14 protein-coding genes are annotated in these 16,855 nt (G+C 67.4%); 7 read left to right on the top strand and 7 right to left on the bottom strand.

Going from position 1 to position 16,855, the window contains the following annotated elements; genetic code table 11:
- Positions 1 to 17: 17 nt before the first annotated feature.
- Positions 18 to 3,968 (bottom strand): GH92 family glycosyl hydrolase, encoded by a 3,951-nt coding sequence (locus tag HDA44_RS26590; protein WP_238352556.1) that lies wholly within the window; start codon positions 3,966 to 3,968, stop codon positions 18 to 20.
- Positions 3,969 to 4,282: 314 nt separating this feature from the next.
- Here HDA44_RS26590 and HDA44_RS26595 point away from each other — a divergent pair, with 314 nt between their 5' ends.
- Both HDA44_RS26595 and HDA44_RS26600 read left to right on the top strand, forming a co-directional pair.
- Positions 4,283 to 5,182 (top strand): NAD-dependent epimerase/dehydratase family protein, encoded by a 900-nt coding sequence (locus HDA44_RS26595; protein WP_184838953.1) that lies wholly within the window; start codon positions 4,283 to 4,285, stop codon positions 5,180 to 5,182.
- 32 nt (positions 5,183 to 5,214) lie between these two features.
- The gene (locus tag HDA44_RS26600; RefSeq protein WP_337906448.1) at positions 5,215 to 7,416 is read left to right on the top strand and encodes a glycosyltransferase family 2 protein; all 2,202 of its coding nucleotides are present in this window, start codon (positions 5,215 to 5,217) and stop codon (positions 7,414 to 7,416) included.
- On the opposite strand, the gene HDA44_RS26605 is transcribed toward HDA44_RS26600, so the two are convergent.
- Positions 7,322 to 7,789 (bottom strand): GtrA family protein, encoded by a 468-nt coding sequence (locus HDA44_RS26605; RefSeq protein WP_184838955.1) that lies wholly within the window; start codon positions 7,787 to 7,789, stop codon positions 7,322 to 7,324. The genes HDA44_RS26600 and HDA44_RS26605 overlap by 95 nt on opposite strands.
- Before the next feature lie 157 nt (positions 7,790 to 7,946).
- Between HDA44_RS26605 and HDA44_RS26610 the strand changes: the two genes are divergently transcribed.
- Entirely contained in the window at positions 7,947 to 9,101 is a 1,155-nt protein-coding gene (locus HDA44_RS26610; protein WP_184838957.1) for an NAD-dependent epimerase/dehydratase family protein, read from the top strand.
- Positions 9,102 to 9,140: 39 nt separating this feature from the next.
- Here HDA44_RS26610 and HDA44_RS26615 read toward each other — a convergent pair whose 3' ends face one another.
- Genes HDA44_RS26615 through HDA44_RS26625 form a run of 3 tightly spaced genes read right to left on the bottom strand, consistent with a single transcriptional unit; the run spans position 9,141 to position 12,048 of the window.
- Entirely contained in the window at positions 9,141 to 9,863 is a 723-nt protein-coding gene (locus tag HDA44_RS26615; RefSeq protein WP_184838959.1) for a methyltransferase domain-containing protein, read from the bottom strand.
- A gap of 48 nt (positions 9,864 to 9,911) precedes the next feature.
- Positions 9,912 to 10,913, bottom strand: a complete 1,002-nt coding sequence (locus tag HDA44_RS26620) for an alanine racemase (protein ID WP_184838962.1) — start codon at positions 10,911 to 10,913, stop codon at positions 9,912 to 9,914.
- A 4-nt stretch (positions 10,914 to 10,917) separates the two neighbouring features.
- Positions 10,918 to 12,048, bottom strand: coding sequence for a peptidoglycan bridge formation glycyltransferase FemA/FemB family protein (locus HDA44_RS26625; protein ID WP_184838964.1), 1,131 nt, complete (start codon positions 12,046 to 12,048; stop codon positions 10,918 to 10,920).
- A gap of 221 nt (positions 12,049 to 12,269) precedes the next feature.
- Here HDA44_RS26625 and HDA44_RS26630 point away from each other — a divergent pair, with 221 nt between their 5' ends.
- The 3 genes from HDA44_RS26630 (at position 12,270) to HDA44_RS26640 (ending at position 14,945) form a co-directional block, all read left to right on the top strand.
- A complete protein-coding gene (locus tag HDA44_RS26630; RefSeq protein ID WP_184838967.1) occupies positions 12,270 to 12,836 on the top strand; it encodes a TetR/AcrR family transcriptional regulator in 567 nt (188 codons plus the stop codon).
- Positions 12,836 to 13,552, top strand: a complete 717-nt coding sequence (locus HDA44_RS26635) for an SDR family NAD(P)-dependent oxidoreductase (RefSeq protein WP_184838969.1) — start codon at positions 12,836 to 12,838, stop codon at positions 13,550 to 13,552. The genes HDA44_RS26630 and HDA44_RS26635 overlap by 1 nt, the downstream gene beginning before the upstream one ends.
- A gap of 184 nt (positions 13,553 to 13,736) precedes the next feature.
- The gene (locus HDA44_RS26640; RefSeq protein WP_184838971.1) at positions 13,737 to 14,945 is read left to right on the top strand and encodes an MFS transporter; all 1,209 of its coding nucleotides are present in this window, start codon (positions 13,737 to 13,739) and stop codon (positions 14,943 to 14,945) included.
- Here HDA44_RS26640 and HDA44_RS26645 read toward each other — a convergent pair.
- Entirely contained in the window at positions 14,914 to 15,447 is a 534-nt protein-coding gene (locus HDA44_RS26645) for an NUDIX hydrolase (protein ID WP_184838974.1), read from the bottom strand. The genes HDA44_RS26640 and HDA44_RS26645 overlap by 32 nt on opposite strands.
- 28 nt (positions 15,448 to 15,475) lie before the next feature.
- On the opposite strand from HDA44_RS26645, the gene HDA44_RS26650 reads away from it, so the two are divergent.
- Positions 15,476 to 16,021, top strand: coding sequence for a hypothetical protein (locus HDA44_RS26650; protein ID WP_184838975.1), 546 nt, complete (start codon positions 15,476 to 15,478; stop codon positions 16,019 to 16,021).
- Here HDA44_RS26650 and HDA44_RS26655 read toward each other — a convergent pair.
- A complete protein-coding gene (locus HDA44_RS26655; RefSeq protein ID WP_184838977.1) occupies positions 16,011 to 16,817 on the bottom strand; it encodes a deoxyribonuclease IV in 807 nt (268 codons plus the stop codon). The genes HDA44_RS26650 and HDA44_RS26655 overlap by 11 nt on opposite strands.
- Positions 16,818 to 16,855 lie beyond the last annotated feature (38 nt).

Raw genomic sequence — 16,855 nt, forward strand, 5'->3', positions numbered from 1 at the left:
AGGAACCGGCGGAACCATCAGCCGTAGTTGCGGTCGATGGACTGCGACGGAGTCGGGCTCGGCTTCGTCTGGGCGACGCGCTTGTCGCTCGGATGCGTACCGGGCTCGACGCCCTTCAACGTGCCGAGCAGCTCGAGCTCAGCCAGCGTGACGCCGTCAGCTGACCCGGTGAACACGAGGCGGTACTGCGTGTACGCCTTCGGTGCGGCGACGCTGAAGGAGCGGGTGTACGACGCCCACGCCCACGTCTCGTTGGTACGCCGATCAACCGTGCTCCACGTCGTACCGTCGTTCGAACCCTCCAACGTCCACGCCGACGGCGCTGTACCGGTGGCGCCGCTGGTGAGCGTGTACATGCCGACCGGACGGCCTTGTGGCAGCGCGACCGTGACGGACGGCTGCGCTCCGGTCAGCGTGACCTGCGTCTTCGCGTCGTTGTCGATCAGCTTGGAGACGTCCGCGCCGCCGGCACCGATGACCGCACCGGTGTCGGACGTGGAGTCCCGCCAGGTCGTCGGGTCCTGACCGGGCGTGGTGATCGACGGCGGCGCGTCGTTGCGGCCGGTGCCCCACTTGGTCGGCTGATCGGTCATTTCGAACTCGATCTTGCCGCCGTTCGCGATCAGGTCGTGCGGTAGTGAGGTGGACGTCCACGCCCGCCCGTTCACTCGTACGCTCTTCACGTAGATGTTCTTCGCGGAGTTCTTCGGCGCACTGACGACCAGCTTCTTCCCGCCGGCCAGCCGGACAGTCGCCTTGGTGAACAGCGGTGAGCCGATCGCGTACGCCGGTGATCCGACCTGCAACGGGTAGAAGCCGAGTGCGCTGAACAAGTACCAGGCCGACATCTCGCCGTTGTCCTCGTCACCCGGGTACCCCTGGCCGATCTCCGAACCGGTGTACAACCGGGACAGCACTTCGCGGACCTTCTCCTGCGTCTTCCACGGCTGACCGGCCACGTCGTACATGTAGGTGATGTGGTGCGACGGCTGATTGCTGTGCCCGTACTGACCCATCCGGACGTCACGTGCTTCGAGCATCTCGTGGATCGTGCCGCCGTACCCGCCGGTGTGGGTCGCGTCCTCGGGCGTACTGAAGAACTCGTCGAGCTTCTTCGCCAGCCCGTCCCGCCCGCCGTAGATCGCGGCCAGGCCGGCACCGTCCTGCGGGGTCGAGAACGCCATGTTCCACGCGTTCGTCTCGGTGTAGTCATGGCCCCAGTCGCGCGGGTCGAACGTACTCGGCGAGTTGCCCCACACGCCGTCCGGTCCCTTGCCCTGGAAGAACCCGATCCCCGGGTCGAACAGCGTGACGTAGTTGCGGGCCCGGTTCAGGAAGTACTTGTAGTTGTCCAGGTACTCCTGTTTGCGCGGGTCGCTCTTCTTCGCCTTGTCGTACAGCGCCTTCGACAGGTTCGCGATGCCGAAGTCGTTGATGTACCCGTCCATCGACCAGCTGAAGCCCTCGCCGGTGGTGTTGGCGGTGTAGCCGTTGAACGTGGACAGGTCCATGCCCTTCCGGCCGACGTTCTGCGACGGTGGTACGACGGACGCGTTCTTCACCGCCGCGTCGTACATCGCCTGCACGTCGATTCCCTTGATGCCCTTCAGGTACGCGTCCGCGAAGGCCACATCGGACGACGTACCGACCATCAGGTTCGCGTACCCCGGTGACGACCAACGGGAGATCCAGCCGCCGTCCTTGTACTGCTGGACGAACCCGTTCACCAGTGCGGCCGCATCGTCGGAGGAGAACAGCGAGTAAGCCGGCCACACCGTCCGGTACGTGTCCCAGAAGCCGTTGTTCACGTACGTCTGCCCGGCGACGATCTTCGAGCCGGTCGTGGCCGGCGTGTCCGTACCCACCTTCGCGGAGGTCGGCGACGCGTACGTGATCACCGGCTTCGACGCGGTGCCGGTGTTCTCGGAGCCGTTGTTCGGGTAGAGGAACAGCCGGTAGAGGTTCGAGTACAGGGAAGTCAGCTGATCGGCCGTCGCGCCCTCGACCTCGATGGTCCGGAGCTTCTTGTCCCACTGCTCCTGCGCGGCGTCCTTCACCTTGTTGAACTTCGAGCCCGCGGGCAGTTCGAGTTCCAGGTTCTTGCGGGCTTGCGCGGTGCCGATCAGCGAGGTGGCGATCCGCAGCTGCACCTGGGTGGTCTTGGCGTCGAAGGTGAAGTATCCACCGACGTTCGCGCCACCGCCGTTCGACAGTTTGCCTGCGGCAAGTACCTTCTGGTCCACCACGCCGTACACGAACAGTCGGCCGGCGCCTGTGGACAACCCGCTCTTGACGTCGGAATAGCCGGTGACCACCCCGGTCTCCGGGTCGAGCGTCAGACCCCCGCTGTTGTTGACGTTGTCGAAGACCAGCGACGCCTTGCCGGCCGGGAAGCTGAAGCGCAGCATCGCGGCGTGGTCGGTCGGCGCGATCTCGGCCGCGTTGCCGTTGTCGAACGTGACACCGTAGTAGTACGGCCGGGCGATCTCGTTGTCATGACTGAACGACCAGGCGCGGGCCTTGCGATCAGCCGTCGGTGTGTCCGCCGTTGACGGCATCACCTGGAAGGTCTGCCGGTCACCCATCCACGGGCTCGGCTCGTGGCTGATCGACAGCGCCTGCATGGTCGGCCGGTTGGCCTCGTTGTTGCCCTTGGCATAGTCGTACAGCCAGGACGTCGAACCGGCGTTCGTCACCGGCGTCCAGAAGTTGAACCCGTGCGGTACGGCCGTCGCCGGGAAGTTGTTGCCACGCGAGAACCCGCCGGTCGCGTTCGTACCGCGCGTGGTCAGCGCGAGATCCGACGGGTGCTTGGCAGCGGTCTTCCGGGCCGCGCGATCCGGGTTGATCGCGGCGGCGATCCGGATGTCGTCGAGCCAGCCGCGGAAGTCGGCCGGTCCGGACGGCTTGTCGTACCCGACCAGAATCCGCTTGATCGTCTTGCCGGCGGCGACCTTGCCGAGATCGGCCTCGACGTTGTTCCACTGGTTCGTGTACAGCGCCTTCGAATCACCCTGGCCGCGCGGACTGAGCTCGAAACCGTGATGGTCCTTGGCCTTCAGATCACTCAGGTACGTGCCGTCGTCGAACGCGAGGTCGAGCGCGGCGTACGTACTCGGGTAGCTGAGATCACCCTCGACGTGCTCGGGGAAGATCTTGTACGACAGCCGGGTGTCCTTGCCGACCTTGAGGTCGACGTCGGAGATCTTGTTCCAGGTGTACCCGCGGCCGGCCGCGTCCTGGTGACCGGCGTACCGGAAGGACTTCACGCCGGTGAAGCCGACCCGGGCGCGGGCGTTGTACGCGCTGGTCGGGCCCGAGTCCAGACGCGACTCGGCGACCGGTCCGGGTGGCGGGAGCGGGTCGCCGTTCGACAGGTACCAGTCGGCGAGCTGGACGATGTTCTCGCCGTGGTTCAGCGTGATGTCCAGCTTGTAGTAGCCGTACGCCGTGGTGTTGGCGAAGCTGTACTCCTTGGTCTGGAACCGCTGCTCGAAGTTCTGACCGGTCTGGGTGTCCAGCGTGGTCCACGTGGTCCCGTCGTTCGACCCGGAAACGGTCCAGTTCTTCGGGTCGCGGCCGTCGGCGTCGTTCGCCGAGGTGAGCGCGTACTTCTTGATCACCACCGGGGCAGACGTCTGGTACGTCAGCCATCCGGCCGGTTCGAAAACCAGCCACTTGGTGAACTTGTCACCGTCGGCCGCGTTGGTGGCGATCTCACCACCACCGGTGTTCTCACCGTTCGCGGTCACCTTCGTGACCTTGTCCATCTCACTGCCACCGATCCCGGTCGGCGTCGGCCCACGCACCCCGTCGGCGCGCGGCTTCCCGTCCGTCCCGGTCTCGACGGCATCGGTGTACCCCGGCTGCGGCTGGCCGGGTTCGAACGAGGTGAAGTACGACGAACCGTTCACGACCTCCCGCGCGGCACTCCGCGCGGCGGCCGGGACGGCATTGGCTGGCGTCATGGCAGTAGACATTGTCACAACAAGCCCGAGCGACACGACGAGCGCTAGCGTCCGGTTCCGCAAAGCTTGTGGGCGGTGGAGATCCATCTACGCTCCCTGCACATCCGGCCGGTGGCCCCGATCCACCGGAATGGTGCGCGGCCCCGATGACAAGGTTGTCAGCCCGCGCCGGCCGGAATCGTCTCCCGCCCATCACTCCGCGTCAAGCCCTCGTCGCACTCGGTTCCGGCAGTGGTGGCGAGTTTTTCCACAAGCGGCACCGCGATCGGGGCTGAAAAGCTGATGCCGGAGTGGCAGGTGGGTAGGTTGAGGGCATGGACGGACGGGTGTTGGTGACTGGGGCCGCTGGGTTCGTGGGGCGGGCTTTGGTGGCGGGGCTGCGTGGGCGCGGGGTGCTGGTTACGGCGGTGGATCGGGAGGCGCCGGATTCCTCTTGGGATGACGGGGTGCACGTGGTGACGGGGGATCTTGCGGAGCAGGAGACCTGTGTGGCGGCGTTTGAGACGCGGCCGGATGCGGTGGTGCATTTGGCGGCGTTGACTTCGGTGTTGCGGTCGGTGGATGCGCCGATGCGGACGTTCGCGGAGAACGTGACGATTACGCAGGTGCTGCTCGAGCTGGCGCGGGGTAGTGGGGTGGATCGGTTCGTGCTTGCGTCGACCAACGCGGTGGTGGGGGACGTGGGGACGTCGACGATCACCGCCGACCTTCCATTGCGGCCGTTGACGCCGTACGGGGCGACGAAAGCGGCCGGCGAGATGTTGCTGTCGGCGTACTCGGGGAGCTACGGGTTGGCGACCGCAGCGCTCCGGTTCACCAACGTGTACGGGCCGGGGATGTCGCACAAGGACAGTTTCGTGCCCCGGATGATGCGGGCGGCGCTCGGCGGGACCGGCGTCAAGGTGTACGGGGACGGTACGCAGCGGCGGGATCTGGTGTACATCGATGATGTGGTGAACGGGGTGCTGCTGGCGCTCGACAGCAAGTACGACGGGCGGGCGATTCTCGGGTCCGGGCGGTCGGTGTCGGTGCTGGAGATGATCGACGCGGTACGTACCGTGACCGGGTGCGCGGTACCGGCGGAGCACGTCGAGGCGCCGGCGGGGGAGATGCCGGCCGTGGTCGTTGATATCACCAACGATCTTCGGTATCAGCCGACGGTGTCGCTCGAGGACGGTCTCGCCCGAACGTGGCAATACTTCAAGAGCCAGTGACTAGGTGGGTAGGCATTCCTCGCTTCGGGGTAGTGAGGAAACACTGGCTGCTCGCCATCTTCCTGGTGGTGGGGTTGCTGTTGCGTACGCTCGCAACCGTCGCCTACTGGCCGGCCATCATCTACACCGATTCCGTCCAATACCTCACCAACATGGGCAAGCTGAGCCCGGATCAGCTCAACCCGATCGGGTACGACTTCGTGCTCGGCCCACTGGTCTGGATCGGCGGTCTTCCGCTGGTTGTGATCGTGCAGCACCTGGTCGGGCTGTTCCTCGGTGTCGCGATCTACGCCCTCGCGCGTCGCCTGACCGTCTACCGCTGGCTAGCCGCGGTGGCCGCCGCGCCGATCCTGCTCGACGCGTACCAGGTGCAGATCGAGCAGAACATCATGGCCGAAACCACCTTCGACGTGATCCTGGTGGCGATCCTCTGGCTGCTGCTCGCGAAGGGCGTACCGGGTTGGCGCCGCGCGGGCGTGGTCGGCCTACTGGTCGGATCAGCCTTCGCGGTACGGGCAATCGGCATGGTCCTACTGATCGCGGTAGTGATCTACTTGGTTGTCGTCGGCAATGCATGGCGTACGCGGCGCATGGACGTCGTACGCCGCACGGTCGCCGCGATAGCGGGCTTCGGCATCGTCTTCGCGGCGTACGTCGGCTACTACCGCGCTGAAACCGGCCGATGGGGTTTCACCGGCGCCGAGAACCAGATCCTGTACGGGCGCACCGCGACGGTAGCCAACTGTGACAAGCTCCCGCTCAACGAGGGCACGCGGCTGTTCTGTCCGAAGGAACCGTTCGGTCAGCGATTGGGCGTCGACAAGTACGCGCACAACCACTACGGCGACCCGAACTGGCCAGGCCCGCTCCCACCCGGTACGACGAAGCGCCAGCTGGCTACTGAGTTCGCGCACCTGGTGATCACGCACCAGCCGCTCGACGTGACATGGGCAGCGTTGAAGGATTTCGCGAAGGGCTTCGCGCCTACTCGGACCAGTTCGCCGGATGACGTACCACTGAGCCGCTGGCAGTTCCAGACCGTCTACCCGAACCTCAGCGACCCCAACACAGCCAAGGCAGCAGTGAAATGGGGTGGGTCCGAGCCACACGTCGCCCACGTACCTGCGGTCGTTCTGCGCGCCTACCAACTCCACGGCGGCTACACGTCCGGTACCTACCTCGGTCTGTGCGTACTGATCGCACTGGCTGCAGTAGCAGGGCTAGGACGTGCCAGGACCTCACGACTCCGTTCAGCCGCACTGCTCCCCGCTGCGGCCGGTCTGATCCTCCTGCTCGGCTCAGCAGCGTTTGAGTTCTCCTGGCGCTACCAACTGCCCGGACTGGTGTTCTTCCCACTCGCAGGTGCGATCGGCTTGCGTGCAGTGCTTGGCAAGGACCAAGCACGACCTGCGATGGCCGACTATCCAGATGTCGTCGACAGCAAGGCGGTGCAGGCCTTCGGTACGCCGGACTTCGCGCCGATCGTCGTAGTGATCGCGGCGTACAACGAGGCCGGCGGAATCGGGCCCGTACTCACCAACATGCCCCGTGCTTGCGCAGGCATGTCCGTCGACGTACTGGTCGTAGTAGACGGAGCAACCGACGACACCGCCGACATCGCCCGTCAGCACGGGGCGTACGTGTGTGTTGCCCCCAGCAACCGTGGTCAGGGCGCGGCGCTCCGGCTCGGGTATCACCTTGCCGCACAAGGCGGAGCGGAGTACATCGTCACAACGGATGCCGACGGCCAGTACGACAACTCCGAGCTCGCTGTACTACTGGAGCCGATCCTGACCGACCGGGCCGACTTCGTCACCGGATCACGGCGGCTCGGCGCGGAGGACGCGGACAGCCGGCTGCGCTGGATCGGCGTCCGCGTATTCGCCGTCATCGCGTCGATCCTGACCCGGCGCAAACTCACCGACACGTCGTTCGGCTTCCGCGCGCTGCGCGCCGAGCTGGCGACCGCGGTGACCTTGCGTGAGCCGCAGTACCAGTCGTCGGAGCTGCTGGTCGGCGCGCTGGCGATCGGCGCGCGGGTGGTGGAGCTCCCGATGACGATGCGCCGCCGCGGCGACGGCACCAGCAAGAAGGGCCCGGGCCTGGTGTACGGCGCGAACTACGGGCGCGTGATGACGACTACGTGGCTACGGGAGTACGTGCTTCGGCCGCGTCGGCGGAAACAGCGGGCTTGGCGAACACCAGCCGATCGAACAGCCAGAACTTCACGATGAACAGCACCGCGTACGTCGCCAGGTAGGAACCGCTGACCAGAACCGTCTTCCAGGCATGTGATTCGAGCGGCTGGACGAAGTGGTCGGTGAGCGACGTGACCAGTGCGGCGGTCGCGGCCGAGCCGATCACGATGATTGTGTACGGCAACTTCTGCCCGCTGCGGCCCCAGGTCCAGCGGCGGTTCAGTACGTAGTTCGGCACCGCGCCGGCGATCCAGGCGACCAGGGTCGCGACCAGCGCCGGCGTACCGAACCAGTAACAGAGAGCGAACGCGACCTGACTCACCACGGTGGCGACCACGGAGGACGCCGAGTACCTCGCCCAGAGCAGCAAGCGGGCACGGGACAACCGGACCTTGGTAAGTGAGCGCATCGCAGCCCATTGTGCACCGCCACGCTCGCGGACGGCAGGGCGGCGCGAATTCTCAGTCGATTGCCAGCGAATAGATGAGGCTGGTCACGTTACTGCGGCGGGTACACGGGATAGGAAGGACTGTGACGACGTCCCCCGATTGGAAGGCGGCCGAGCCGTGCGAGTACTCGTTCTGGGCGGTGACGGTTACCTAGGGTGGCCAACAGCCCTACATCTCTCCGACCGCGGCCACGACACGGCCGTGCTCGACAACCTGGCCCGCCGCGGCTACGACCGTGAGCTCGGCGTCCAGAGTCTGGTACCGATCGAGGACCTCGACACCCGGGTCGCTGCCTGGGAAGAGGTCTCCGGCCGGACGATCCCGGCGTACACCGGGGATCTGCTGGACGCGGACTTCGTCTACCGGGTACTGCGCGAGTTCGCGCCGGACGCGATCGTGCACTTCGCCGAGCAGCGCGCCGCACCGTACTCGATGATCGACCGCGAACACGCTGTGTACACGCAGCACAACAACGTGGTCGGCACCCTGAACCTGATGTACGCGATCGCCGAGACCAACCCGGACATCCACCTGGTCAAGCTCGGCACGATGGGCGAGTACGGCACGCCGAACATCGACATCGAGGAAGGCTGGCTGGAGGTCGAGCACAACGGCCGCAAGGACCGGATGCTGTACCCGAAGAAGCCCGGCTCGTTCTACCACCTGAGCAAGGTGCACGACTCGCACAACCTGGAGTTCGGCTGCCGGATCTGGGGGATGCGCGTCACCGACCTCAACCAGGGCGTCGTGTACGGGCAGCAGACCGACCAGACCGTACGCGATGCCCGGCTGGCGACCCGGTTCGACTACGACGCGGTGTTCGGTACGGTGCTGAACCGCTTCGTCATCCAGGCCGTACTGGGCGAACCGCTGACCGTGTACGGAGCCGGTGGTCAGACACGTGGTTTCCTGGACATCCGGGACACCGTCGAGTGCATCCGGCTGGCTGTGGAAAACCCGGCTGATGCCGGTGAGTTCCGCGTGTTCAACCAGATGACCGAGAGCTATTCGGTGTCCCAGCTCGCTGCGCTGGTCGCGGAGTCGTTCGCCGGACCGGTCCAGGTGGAGCACCTGGAGAACCCACGGGTCGAGCAGGCGGAGCACTACTACAACGTCAAGCACACCGGCCTGGTCGGCCTGGGTCTGCAGCCGCATCTGCTGTCCGAGACGCTGATCGAGTCGATGTTCGACATCGTTTCGGCCAACAAGGACCGCGTCGACCCGGCCGCACTCCTGCCGACCGTCCGCTGGCAGGGCCCGCTCAAGCGCTAGCCCACTCGAACGCTTGGCCCGCTCAGGCGCTACGGCGACTCAAGCGTTGGCCGCGACGAGGAGCGTCGGGATCGCCGCCAGAAAGCGATCCCGGCGCCCGCGCCGTGCCTGGTCGGCCAGCCAACCGTCCGCGTCTTCCTGCGTGATCAGCGCCTTCTCCACCGCCGCCGCGGCCGCCGCCGAGAGCTGCGGTGCCAGCTGCCGATGATCGGTGACGACCTCGGTATGCACGACCACCTCCACGTCCCCGAACCCGTGGTCGATCAGCAACGCCCGAAGACCACGCGCGGCCCGCGGCGCCGCCGTACGCGACTCCAACCCGAGCAGCACGACATCGGTCAGATCCTGATCCGTCCCGTCGAGCATCAGGAACCCGTAGTCCTGCCCACCGACCACGATCCGCCCGCCGGGCCGCAGTACGCGCCGCGCCTCCGCCACGGTCGGCGCCGGGTCGTCGAGCAGATGGAACAGCCGCAGCGCGCGGTACCCGTCCATCGACTCGTCCTCGACCGGCAACTCGTCCGAGCGTGCCACGTGAAACATTGCCCCGGGCGCCCGGACCCGGGCCGCCTCGACCGCCTCCGGGTCCGCGTCGACCCCGGTCACCTTCAGGCCCTTCCGGCCCAGTTCCGCGACCGCGTGCCCGGCGCCGCAGCCGACATCCACGCAGGTCGCGCCGCGTTTCAGCGCCAGCAGCCGGTACGACGCCGCGCGAAGTTCCGCCGCACCGGGTTGTTCCTCGATCCGTTCCAGAAAACTCATGACTCCACGGTGAAACTTAAGGTCCACCTGAAGTCAACAGCGGCGCGGTCAGTCCATCGAGACTTTGTCGAAGTTCGTCGTGGTGTACCGGACGTCCAGGTCGATCTCGTCGCCGACGGCCGGCGGCGCCACCGCGGACGGCAGGAACAGCATGCTCGCCTGCATGTGCGGCGGCTCGGCGAACCAGCGCTGCTTGCCCTCGATCGTGAACGGCGACAGCGCCATCCCGGCCGCGTCCAGACTGCCCTTGGCCATCGCGATCGCGCGCTGCCGGACGGTCGCGGCCGCGGTCGGCGCCTCCAGGCCGACACCGTGCGCGGTGCCGCCGGACACGATCAGGATGTGCCCGTCGCCGCTCACCCGGCGCTGCCGGTAGCCGACCCGCTCGCCGCGCCGGACCGAGTGCACGTCCAGTACGGTCGCGCGCACCGTCAGCGCGCCACGGTCGCCGAGCCAGAGCCCGGTGCCCATCCGGAGCTTCACGTCGTCGCCGATGTCGGCCAGCTTCTGCGCCGGCACATGCGACACCCAGAGCGTGCTCTTGCGTACGTCGAGCGCCGCCTGTGCCAGCTGCTGCGCTTCCCGCAGGTTCGCCGACGTGCCGCCCGCGCCCATCGGGAAGTGCAGTGACCAGCCCTCGAAGCGGATCCGGTCCAGTGCGTTCAGCAGCATCGTGTGCCGCAGCTCGCGGGCACCGATCCCGTGCCGGCGCATCGACGTCATCACCTCGATCAGTACCCGGCTGCCGGCCGGAATCGAGACCAGATCGGCCAGCCGGCTGACCGTGTGGATCACGTTCCGGCTCTGCGGTACCTCCAGGAACGGCCGCCACGGCGACAGGACGACGATGTCCTCGCGCGGCTCCGCCGGTACCTCGAAATAGGTACCGACCGCGACCGTCCGGGCGCCGAGCGCGCGGGCCTCGGCCAGCAGCCGGTGATTGCCGAACCCGTACCCGTTGCCCTTGGCGACCGGGACGATGTCGGCGTTCCACGTGGAACGTAGGTGGTCACGCCAACGATCGGAATCGACGTGCAGGACTAGGGGCATGGTGTCAACGCCGTCTCATGTAGAGGTCGAATGCGGTGTACAGCGCCTTGTTCAACGGCAGATCCCACTCACCGACGTACTCGACGGCCTCGCCGCCGGTACCGGTCTTGAACTGGATCAACCCGACATGCGGGTCGTTCGGGTCCAAGGTGTCGGTGATGCCCCGTAGGTCGTACACGGACGCGCCCGCCGCGAGCGCGTCCGACATCATTCGCCACTGGATCGCGTTCGATCCGCGGACGTCCCGCTTGGCGGTCGAGCTGGCACCGTAGGAGTACCAGGAGTGACCGCCGACCCGGACCCAGATCGTCGACGCGACCAGGTCGCCCTCGTGATGGGCGTTGTAGATCCGGAAGTCGCAGCAGCCGGCCGGCTGATTGGCCATCGCCGCGTACATCTTCTCGAAGTACGGCAGCGGCCGCGGCGTGAAGTGATCGCGCTGCGCGGTCTCGACGTACAGCTGGTGGAAGGCCTTGATGTCCTCCGGCCCGCCCTGGCTGACCTCGACACCGGCCTTGTCGGCCTTCTTGATGTTCCGCCGCCAGAGCTGGTTCATGCCCTTCAGCAGGTCGTCCTGGCTACGGCCGGCCAGCGGGACCTGGAAGACGTACTGCGGCTGCCCGGCCGCGAACCCTTCGGCGAGCCGCGGCGGCTTCCAGCCGAGCTTGCGCAGCTGGTCCGCGACGGTCGCGCCGGACGGCTCGATCACATCCGGCCGGACGTCGCCGAGCCGTGGCTGCTGACCACCGGCGATCGCGTCCTTGATCGTCTTCGCGGTCCAGCGCCGGGTCGCCACCGGCGGACCCATCCGGATCCCGAACGCGCCGGCCTCGGACAGGTGCCCGGCCAGCGGCCGCAGGTACTGACCGAGATCGATCGCGTCCCAGTCGATCACCGGGCCCTCCGGGAGATACGCCAGGTAGCGCTTCACCTTCGGCATCTGCCGATACAGGACCAGACCGGCACCGACCAGCACGGCCGGGTTCGCCGGGTCGTACCAGCCGAGTGACTCCGCCTTCCACTCACTCTTCACCGCGGCCCAGCCGGGCGTCTGCAGGAAGCTCGCCGCCGGCTGCGCCGCGATGTACGCGGCATGCTCGTCGGCCGAGATGGTCCGAATGCTGAAGTCACTCACGGTCGGTCAGGTTACCGGCCCGGCCGACGGAACCGTAGCCGAGCCGGTTCCCTGATCAAACCCGCGCGACCGGTTCCCACAACCGAGTGGCCGACTCCGGATCCAGCGCGTACGGCGCGCCGCCGCCGTTCTGCCCGTCGACCGGCGCCTCCGCCTCGCGGTTAAGCGGAGGAGTCTCCGGTTATCGCCTCGTCCGCTAGGTTGGTCCGGGAGGAGGGGACATGACGAGTACCGGCGAGCGTCCGTTGCGGGCGGACGCGCAGCGCAACCGCGACCAGATCGTGGCCGCGGCCGGCCGTGCGTTCACCAAGTGCGGCCTGGAGGCGACGCTGGAGGGGATCGCGAAGGACGCCGGCGTCGGCATCGGCACCCTCTACCGGCACTTCCCGACCCGCGAGTCGCTGATCGAGGCCGCGTACCGGAACGAACTCGCCGCCGTCTGCGACGCCTCGGTCGAGCTGCGGGCCGAGCTGCCACCTGATCAGGCGCTGCGGGTCTGGATGGACCGGTTCATCGACTACATGACCCGGAAGCGCGGCATGGCTGACGCGTTGCGCGCGGTCTGTGCGTCCGGCGCGAACCCGTACGCACAGAGCTTCGAGCTGCTGGTCGGTGCGGTGCAACCACTCCTCGACGCCGGTGCGGCCGTCGGCCAGATCCGCTCGGACATCTCGGCCAGTGACCTGCTGGTCAGTATCAGTGGGGTCGGTGGCGCGGCGGCCGACGATCGTGAACAGGCCGGCCGGCTGCTGGACCTGCTGATGGACGGGCTTCGGTACCGAGCCTGATGAAGAAGGTTGCTCTGGTGACCGGGTCCGCTTCCGGGATCGGGGCTGCGACGGCGCGGCGGCTGGCGGCGGATGGGATGGCCATCGCAGTGCACTCGCGGACCAGCCGGGCCGCAGGCGAGTCGCTGGCCGCGGCGCTTGGTGGGTCGTACCACCAGGCGGATCTGTCTGACGACGCGGCGGCTCAGCAGTTGGTACCGGACGTGCTGGCCGAGCACGGGCGTCTCGACGTACTTGTGAACAACGCGGGCATCAGCTGGCCCGTACCGCATGCGGAGCTCGACGGACTGACCGCGGCAGACTGGCGGCAGGTGCTCGACGTCAACCTGATCGCGCCGTGGTTGCTGTGTACGGCGGCGCTTCCCGCACTGCGCGAGTCCGGCGGATGCATCGTCAACGTGACGAGTCATGCGGGCGTGCGGCCGAAGGGCAGTTCGGTCGCGTACGCGGCGTCGAAGGCTGCGCTGAATCACGTGACCAAGCTGTTGGCGGCGGCGCTCGGACCGGACGTACGGGTCAACGCGGTTGCTCCCGGTTTGGTCGACACGCCGATGACCGCGTCGTGGACGGAAGCTCAGGATCTGTGGAAAACCACGAGCCCGATGCGCCGGGCCGCGCAGCCCGCGGATGTCGCCGACCTGATCTCGGCAGTTATCCACAACCAATACCTGACCGGCGAAGTCATCCTCCTCGACGGCGGCCTGAACCTACGCTGAGCCGCGCCGGACCCACACTGCTCCTGCGCTGCACCTGCGCAGCAGCCGCCTGCACCGGCGCCGGACCAGCACTGCTCCTCCGCTGAAGCGCCGCACCCCGCGCCGCACCCCGCGCCGCACCCCGCGCCGCACCCCGCGCTGCACCCGCGCGGATTCTGTCCGTGCTCGCGCCTACGATCGCGGGATGTCTTTGGGGCCGGACTTCCGCCGGTTGTGGTTCGCGTTCACGGTCAGCGCGGTCGGATCGGCGGTCGGACTCGGCGCGTTGCCGCTGATCGCCGTACTGCTCCTCGACTCCAGCACCCTGCAGGTCTCGATGCTGGCCGCGCTGTCGGCGGTGGCCGGCGCGGCGCTCGCGTTACCGATGGGCGACTTCATCGAGCAGCGCCGGAAACGGCCGGTGATGATCGCGGCCGACCTGGTCCGGTTCGGCGCGCTCGTCACGGTTCCGATCGCCGGGGCGTTCGGCGTGCTCACGTACACGCACTTGTGCGTCGCCGGCGTACTTCAGGCAGCCGGAACGATCGCCTTCCAAGCGGCCAGCGGTGCGCATCTCAAGGCGCTGGTACCAGCCGCGGGGCGGGCCGAGGCGAACAGCCGGTTCGAGCAAACGAACTGGGTCTCGCTGAGCATCGGCCCGGCGGTTGGTGGCGCGCTGGTCAGTCTGGTCGGCGCTACCGTCACGCTGGCGGTTGACGCGGTTTCGTTCCTCGGCTCCGCGCTCGGCATCCGGCGCATCCAGACACCCGAGCCGGAGCCGGTGAAGCGCGCGGGCAGGGCCGACGTCACAGCCGGCTGGCGGTACATCTTCCGGCACCGAGGGCTACGCGTACTGTTCTGGAACTCACAGCTGTTCGGCGGACCGGTGATGATGACGTCGCCGTTGCTCGCGGTCTTCATGCTGCGCGACCTTGGCCTGAAGCCGTGGAGCTACGGGGTGATGCTCGGCGTCTCCTGCATCGGCGGGGTAGCCGGTGCACGCCTGGCACCACGGCTGACCAAGCGGTACGGGCTGCGGTGGATGCTGCTGGTGTTCGGCGTAGCACGAGCACCCTGGCTCCTGCTGTTCCCACTCGCACCGCACGGCATGGCCGGCTTCGTGCTACTCACCGCGGCAGAGACCGCGCTGCTCGTTGGCGCCGGCGCATTCAACCCGTCCTTCGTGACGTACCGCATGGAAGTCACCGAGGACGGCTACATGGCCCGCGTCCTGGGCTCGTGGTCCATCAGCTCCCGCTGTGTACAACCCGCCTTCATGGCCCTGGGCGGCGTACTGGCAACCGCCTTCGGCACCCGCGGCGCCCTCTGGACGGCAGCCATCTGCTGCACCCTCAGCACCGCCCTACTCCCATGGCGCACCCCTAAACCAACCCAACTCCCCGAGCCAGCCTGACCACCGGCCCCATCACCCCACCAGCCTGCCCGTTCAGCCAGTCGGCCGCCTCCTCCACCGGAAGTACCAACACCTCAGTAACCTGCTCACCGTCCGGAGGATTGGTCGGCTGCTGCTCGATCACGACATCCGCGACAACGTACGCCCAGTACGACCTTGGGTATGGCAGGTGCGGACGGTACGGCTCGGGGCGGCGGTGGTCGGCGCGGTGGGCGCCCAGCCAGGTCATCGGGCCCGTCAGGCGGGCACCGGCTTCCTCCAGCAGTTCGCGCTGGACCAGTTGCTCGATCGTCTCGGCTGGTTCGCGGGTCCCGCCGGGGAGGAAACGCCAGCCCAGGTCGTTGCCGCAGACAACGATTCCGCCTGGGGTGCGGCAGACCACGTGGACGTTGCTGATCAGCTCGTCGGGTGGCTCCTCGACGGTGAACTGGACGTCCAGGTCGGCGAACTCCCAGTGACTGGGCGCGAACAATTCGGGGAAGTGCTCCGGCCAGGGCTGCATAGCCTCATTCTGCGCTACCGTCGCTGGCATGGCGCAGTCAGACTCCGAGCCCGAACCGGCTCCCGCGGCGGAACCGGTACCCGCGACCGCGCCGACCCCGCACACGAGCAAGACGCCGGACGCTGCCAAGGCTCCGTCATCCGACAAGGCCTCGGATTCCGGCGAGGCCACGGATGCCGAGAAGGCTCCAGATGTGGATAAGGCGCGGCGGACGGTTACCAAGTTTTTGTGGTCCTGCGGCTGGCTGACCTTGCTGGTCGGGGTGTTTCTGCTGTCGGAGATCATCCAGTCCGACGGCAAGTACAACGGTCTCGCCTGGCTCGGCTCGGTTGTCGCGATGCTGTCGGTCCTCGCGGTGGCCGCCGCGTACGTCGCCTGCGCACTGGACCGGATCGCGCTTCGAACCCGCCTGTTCGGCCGGTTCGATCTCTTCCAACTCATCACCGTGGTGATGCTGCTCGCGGTGGTCACCGGCGTACTGATTCCCACCGAACACACCACCGCGCTCGCCCTGCTACTGCCCTGGGGCCTCAGCTACTGGCTGCACAACCTGAAGACGCCGCCTACCCCTTGAGGTGCGACCGCAGGTAGTCGAGGTCGGCCTTCTGGCCGTTGTTCGCGTTCGGCGTCTCGACCACGACCGGCGCGTCGGCCGCCTGCACGACCGCGACGATGTCGGCCGGGTCGATGTGCCCGTCCTCGAAGTTGCTGTGCCGGTCCGCGCCGGAGCCGAACTCGTCCCGTGACCCGTTGGCGTGCACGAGGTCGATCCGCCCGGTGATCGCCAGCACCCGCTCCACGATGCTCGGCAACTCCTCACCGGCCGCGTGGAAGTGGCAGGTGTCGAGGCAGAACCCGACGTTCTCCAGGCGGTCGTTGCCGGACGCCTGCACGGCCTCCCACAGCCGCTCGATCCGCTCCAGCTGCCGGGCCATCGCGTTCTCCCCGCCGGCAGTGTTCTCGATCAGCAGCGGCACCGGCAGCTCGGCCCGCTCGATGCACTTGCGCCAGTTGTCGAACCCCGCCTCCGGGTCGTCCTCGTCGCCGACGTGACCGCCGTGCACGATCACGCCCTTGACGTCGATCTCGGCCGCCTTGTCCAGCGTCTGCTGCAGCAGTTTGCGGCTCGGGATCCGAATCCGGTTGTTCGTGTTCGCCACGTTCAGCCGGTACGGCGCGTGCACGTACAGATCCACGTCGGCCGCGGTGGCGCGCTCCTTCAACGCGGCCTCGCCATCGGCGTACGCGAGCTTGGGCGCCTTGTAGTCCTGCGGGTTGCCCAGGAAGAACTGGACCAGGTCGGCCCCACGATCGGCCGCCTCGGCCAACGGGTCGTCCTGATCCACATGCGCGCCAAGCTTCACAGTCATGACCCCACCCTAGAACCGCCCACCGACACTTTCCGAAC

This window comes from Kribbella solani (assembly GCF_014205295.1).
Lineage (GTDB): Bacteria > Actinomycetota > Actinomycetes > Propionibacteriales > Kribbellaceae > Kribbella > Kribbella solani.

What these genes read in the sequence shown, in the direction of transcription:
- HDA44_RS26590 (WP_238352556.1), bottom strand. Translation starts at nt 3,968, where the DNA reads ATGACGCCAGCCAATGCCGTCCCGGCCGCCGCGCGGAGTGCCGCGCGG.
- HDA44_RS26650 (WP_184838975.1), top strand. Translation starts at nt 15,476, where the DNA reads ATGGCGCAGTCAGACTCCGAGCCCGAACCGGCTCCCGCGGCGGAACCG.
- HDA44_RS26640 (WP_184838971.1), top strand. Translation starts at nt 13,737, where the DNA reads ATGTCTTTGGGGCCGGACTTCCGCCGGTTGTGGTTCGCGTTCACGGTC.
- HDA44_RS26630 (WP_184838967.1), top strand. Translation starts at nt 12,270, where the DNA reads ATGACGAGTACCGGCGAGCGTCCGTTGCGGGCGGACGCGCAGCGCAAC.
- HDA44_RS26635 (WP_184838969.1), top strand. Translation starts at nt 12,836, where the DNA reads ATGAAGAAGGTTGCTCTGGTGACCGGGTCCGCTTCCGGGATCGGGGCT.
- HDA44_RS26645 (WP_184838974.1), bottom strand. Translation starts at nt 15,447, where the DNA reads ATGCAGCCCTGGCCGGAGCACTTCCCCGAATTGTTCGCGCCCAGTCAC.
- HDA44_RS26615 (WP_184838959.1), bottom strand. Translation starts at nt 9,863, where the DNA reads ATGAGTTTTCTGGAACGGATCGAGGAACAACCCGGTGCGGCGGAACTT.
- HDA44_RS26620 (WP_184838962.1), bottom strand. Translation starts at nt 10,913, where the DNA reads ATGCCCCTAGTCCTGCACGTCGATTCCGATCGTTGGCGTGACCACCTA.
- HDA44_RS26655 (WP_184838977.1), bottom strand. Translation starts at nt 16,817, where the DNA reads ATGACTGTGAAGCTTGGCGCGCATGTGGATCAGGACGACCCGTTGGCC.
- HDA44_RS26595 (WP_184838953.1), top strand. Translation starts at nt 4,283, where the DNA reads ATGGACGGACGGGTGTTGGTGACTGGGGCCGCTGGGTTCGTGGGGCGG.
- HDA44_RS26605 (WP_184838955.1), bottom strand. Translation starts at nt 7,789, where the DNA reads ATGCGCTCACTTACCAAGGTCCGGTTGTCCCGTGCCCGCTTGCTGCTC.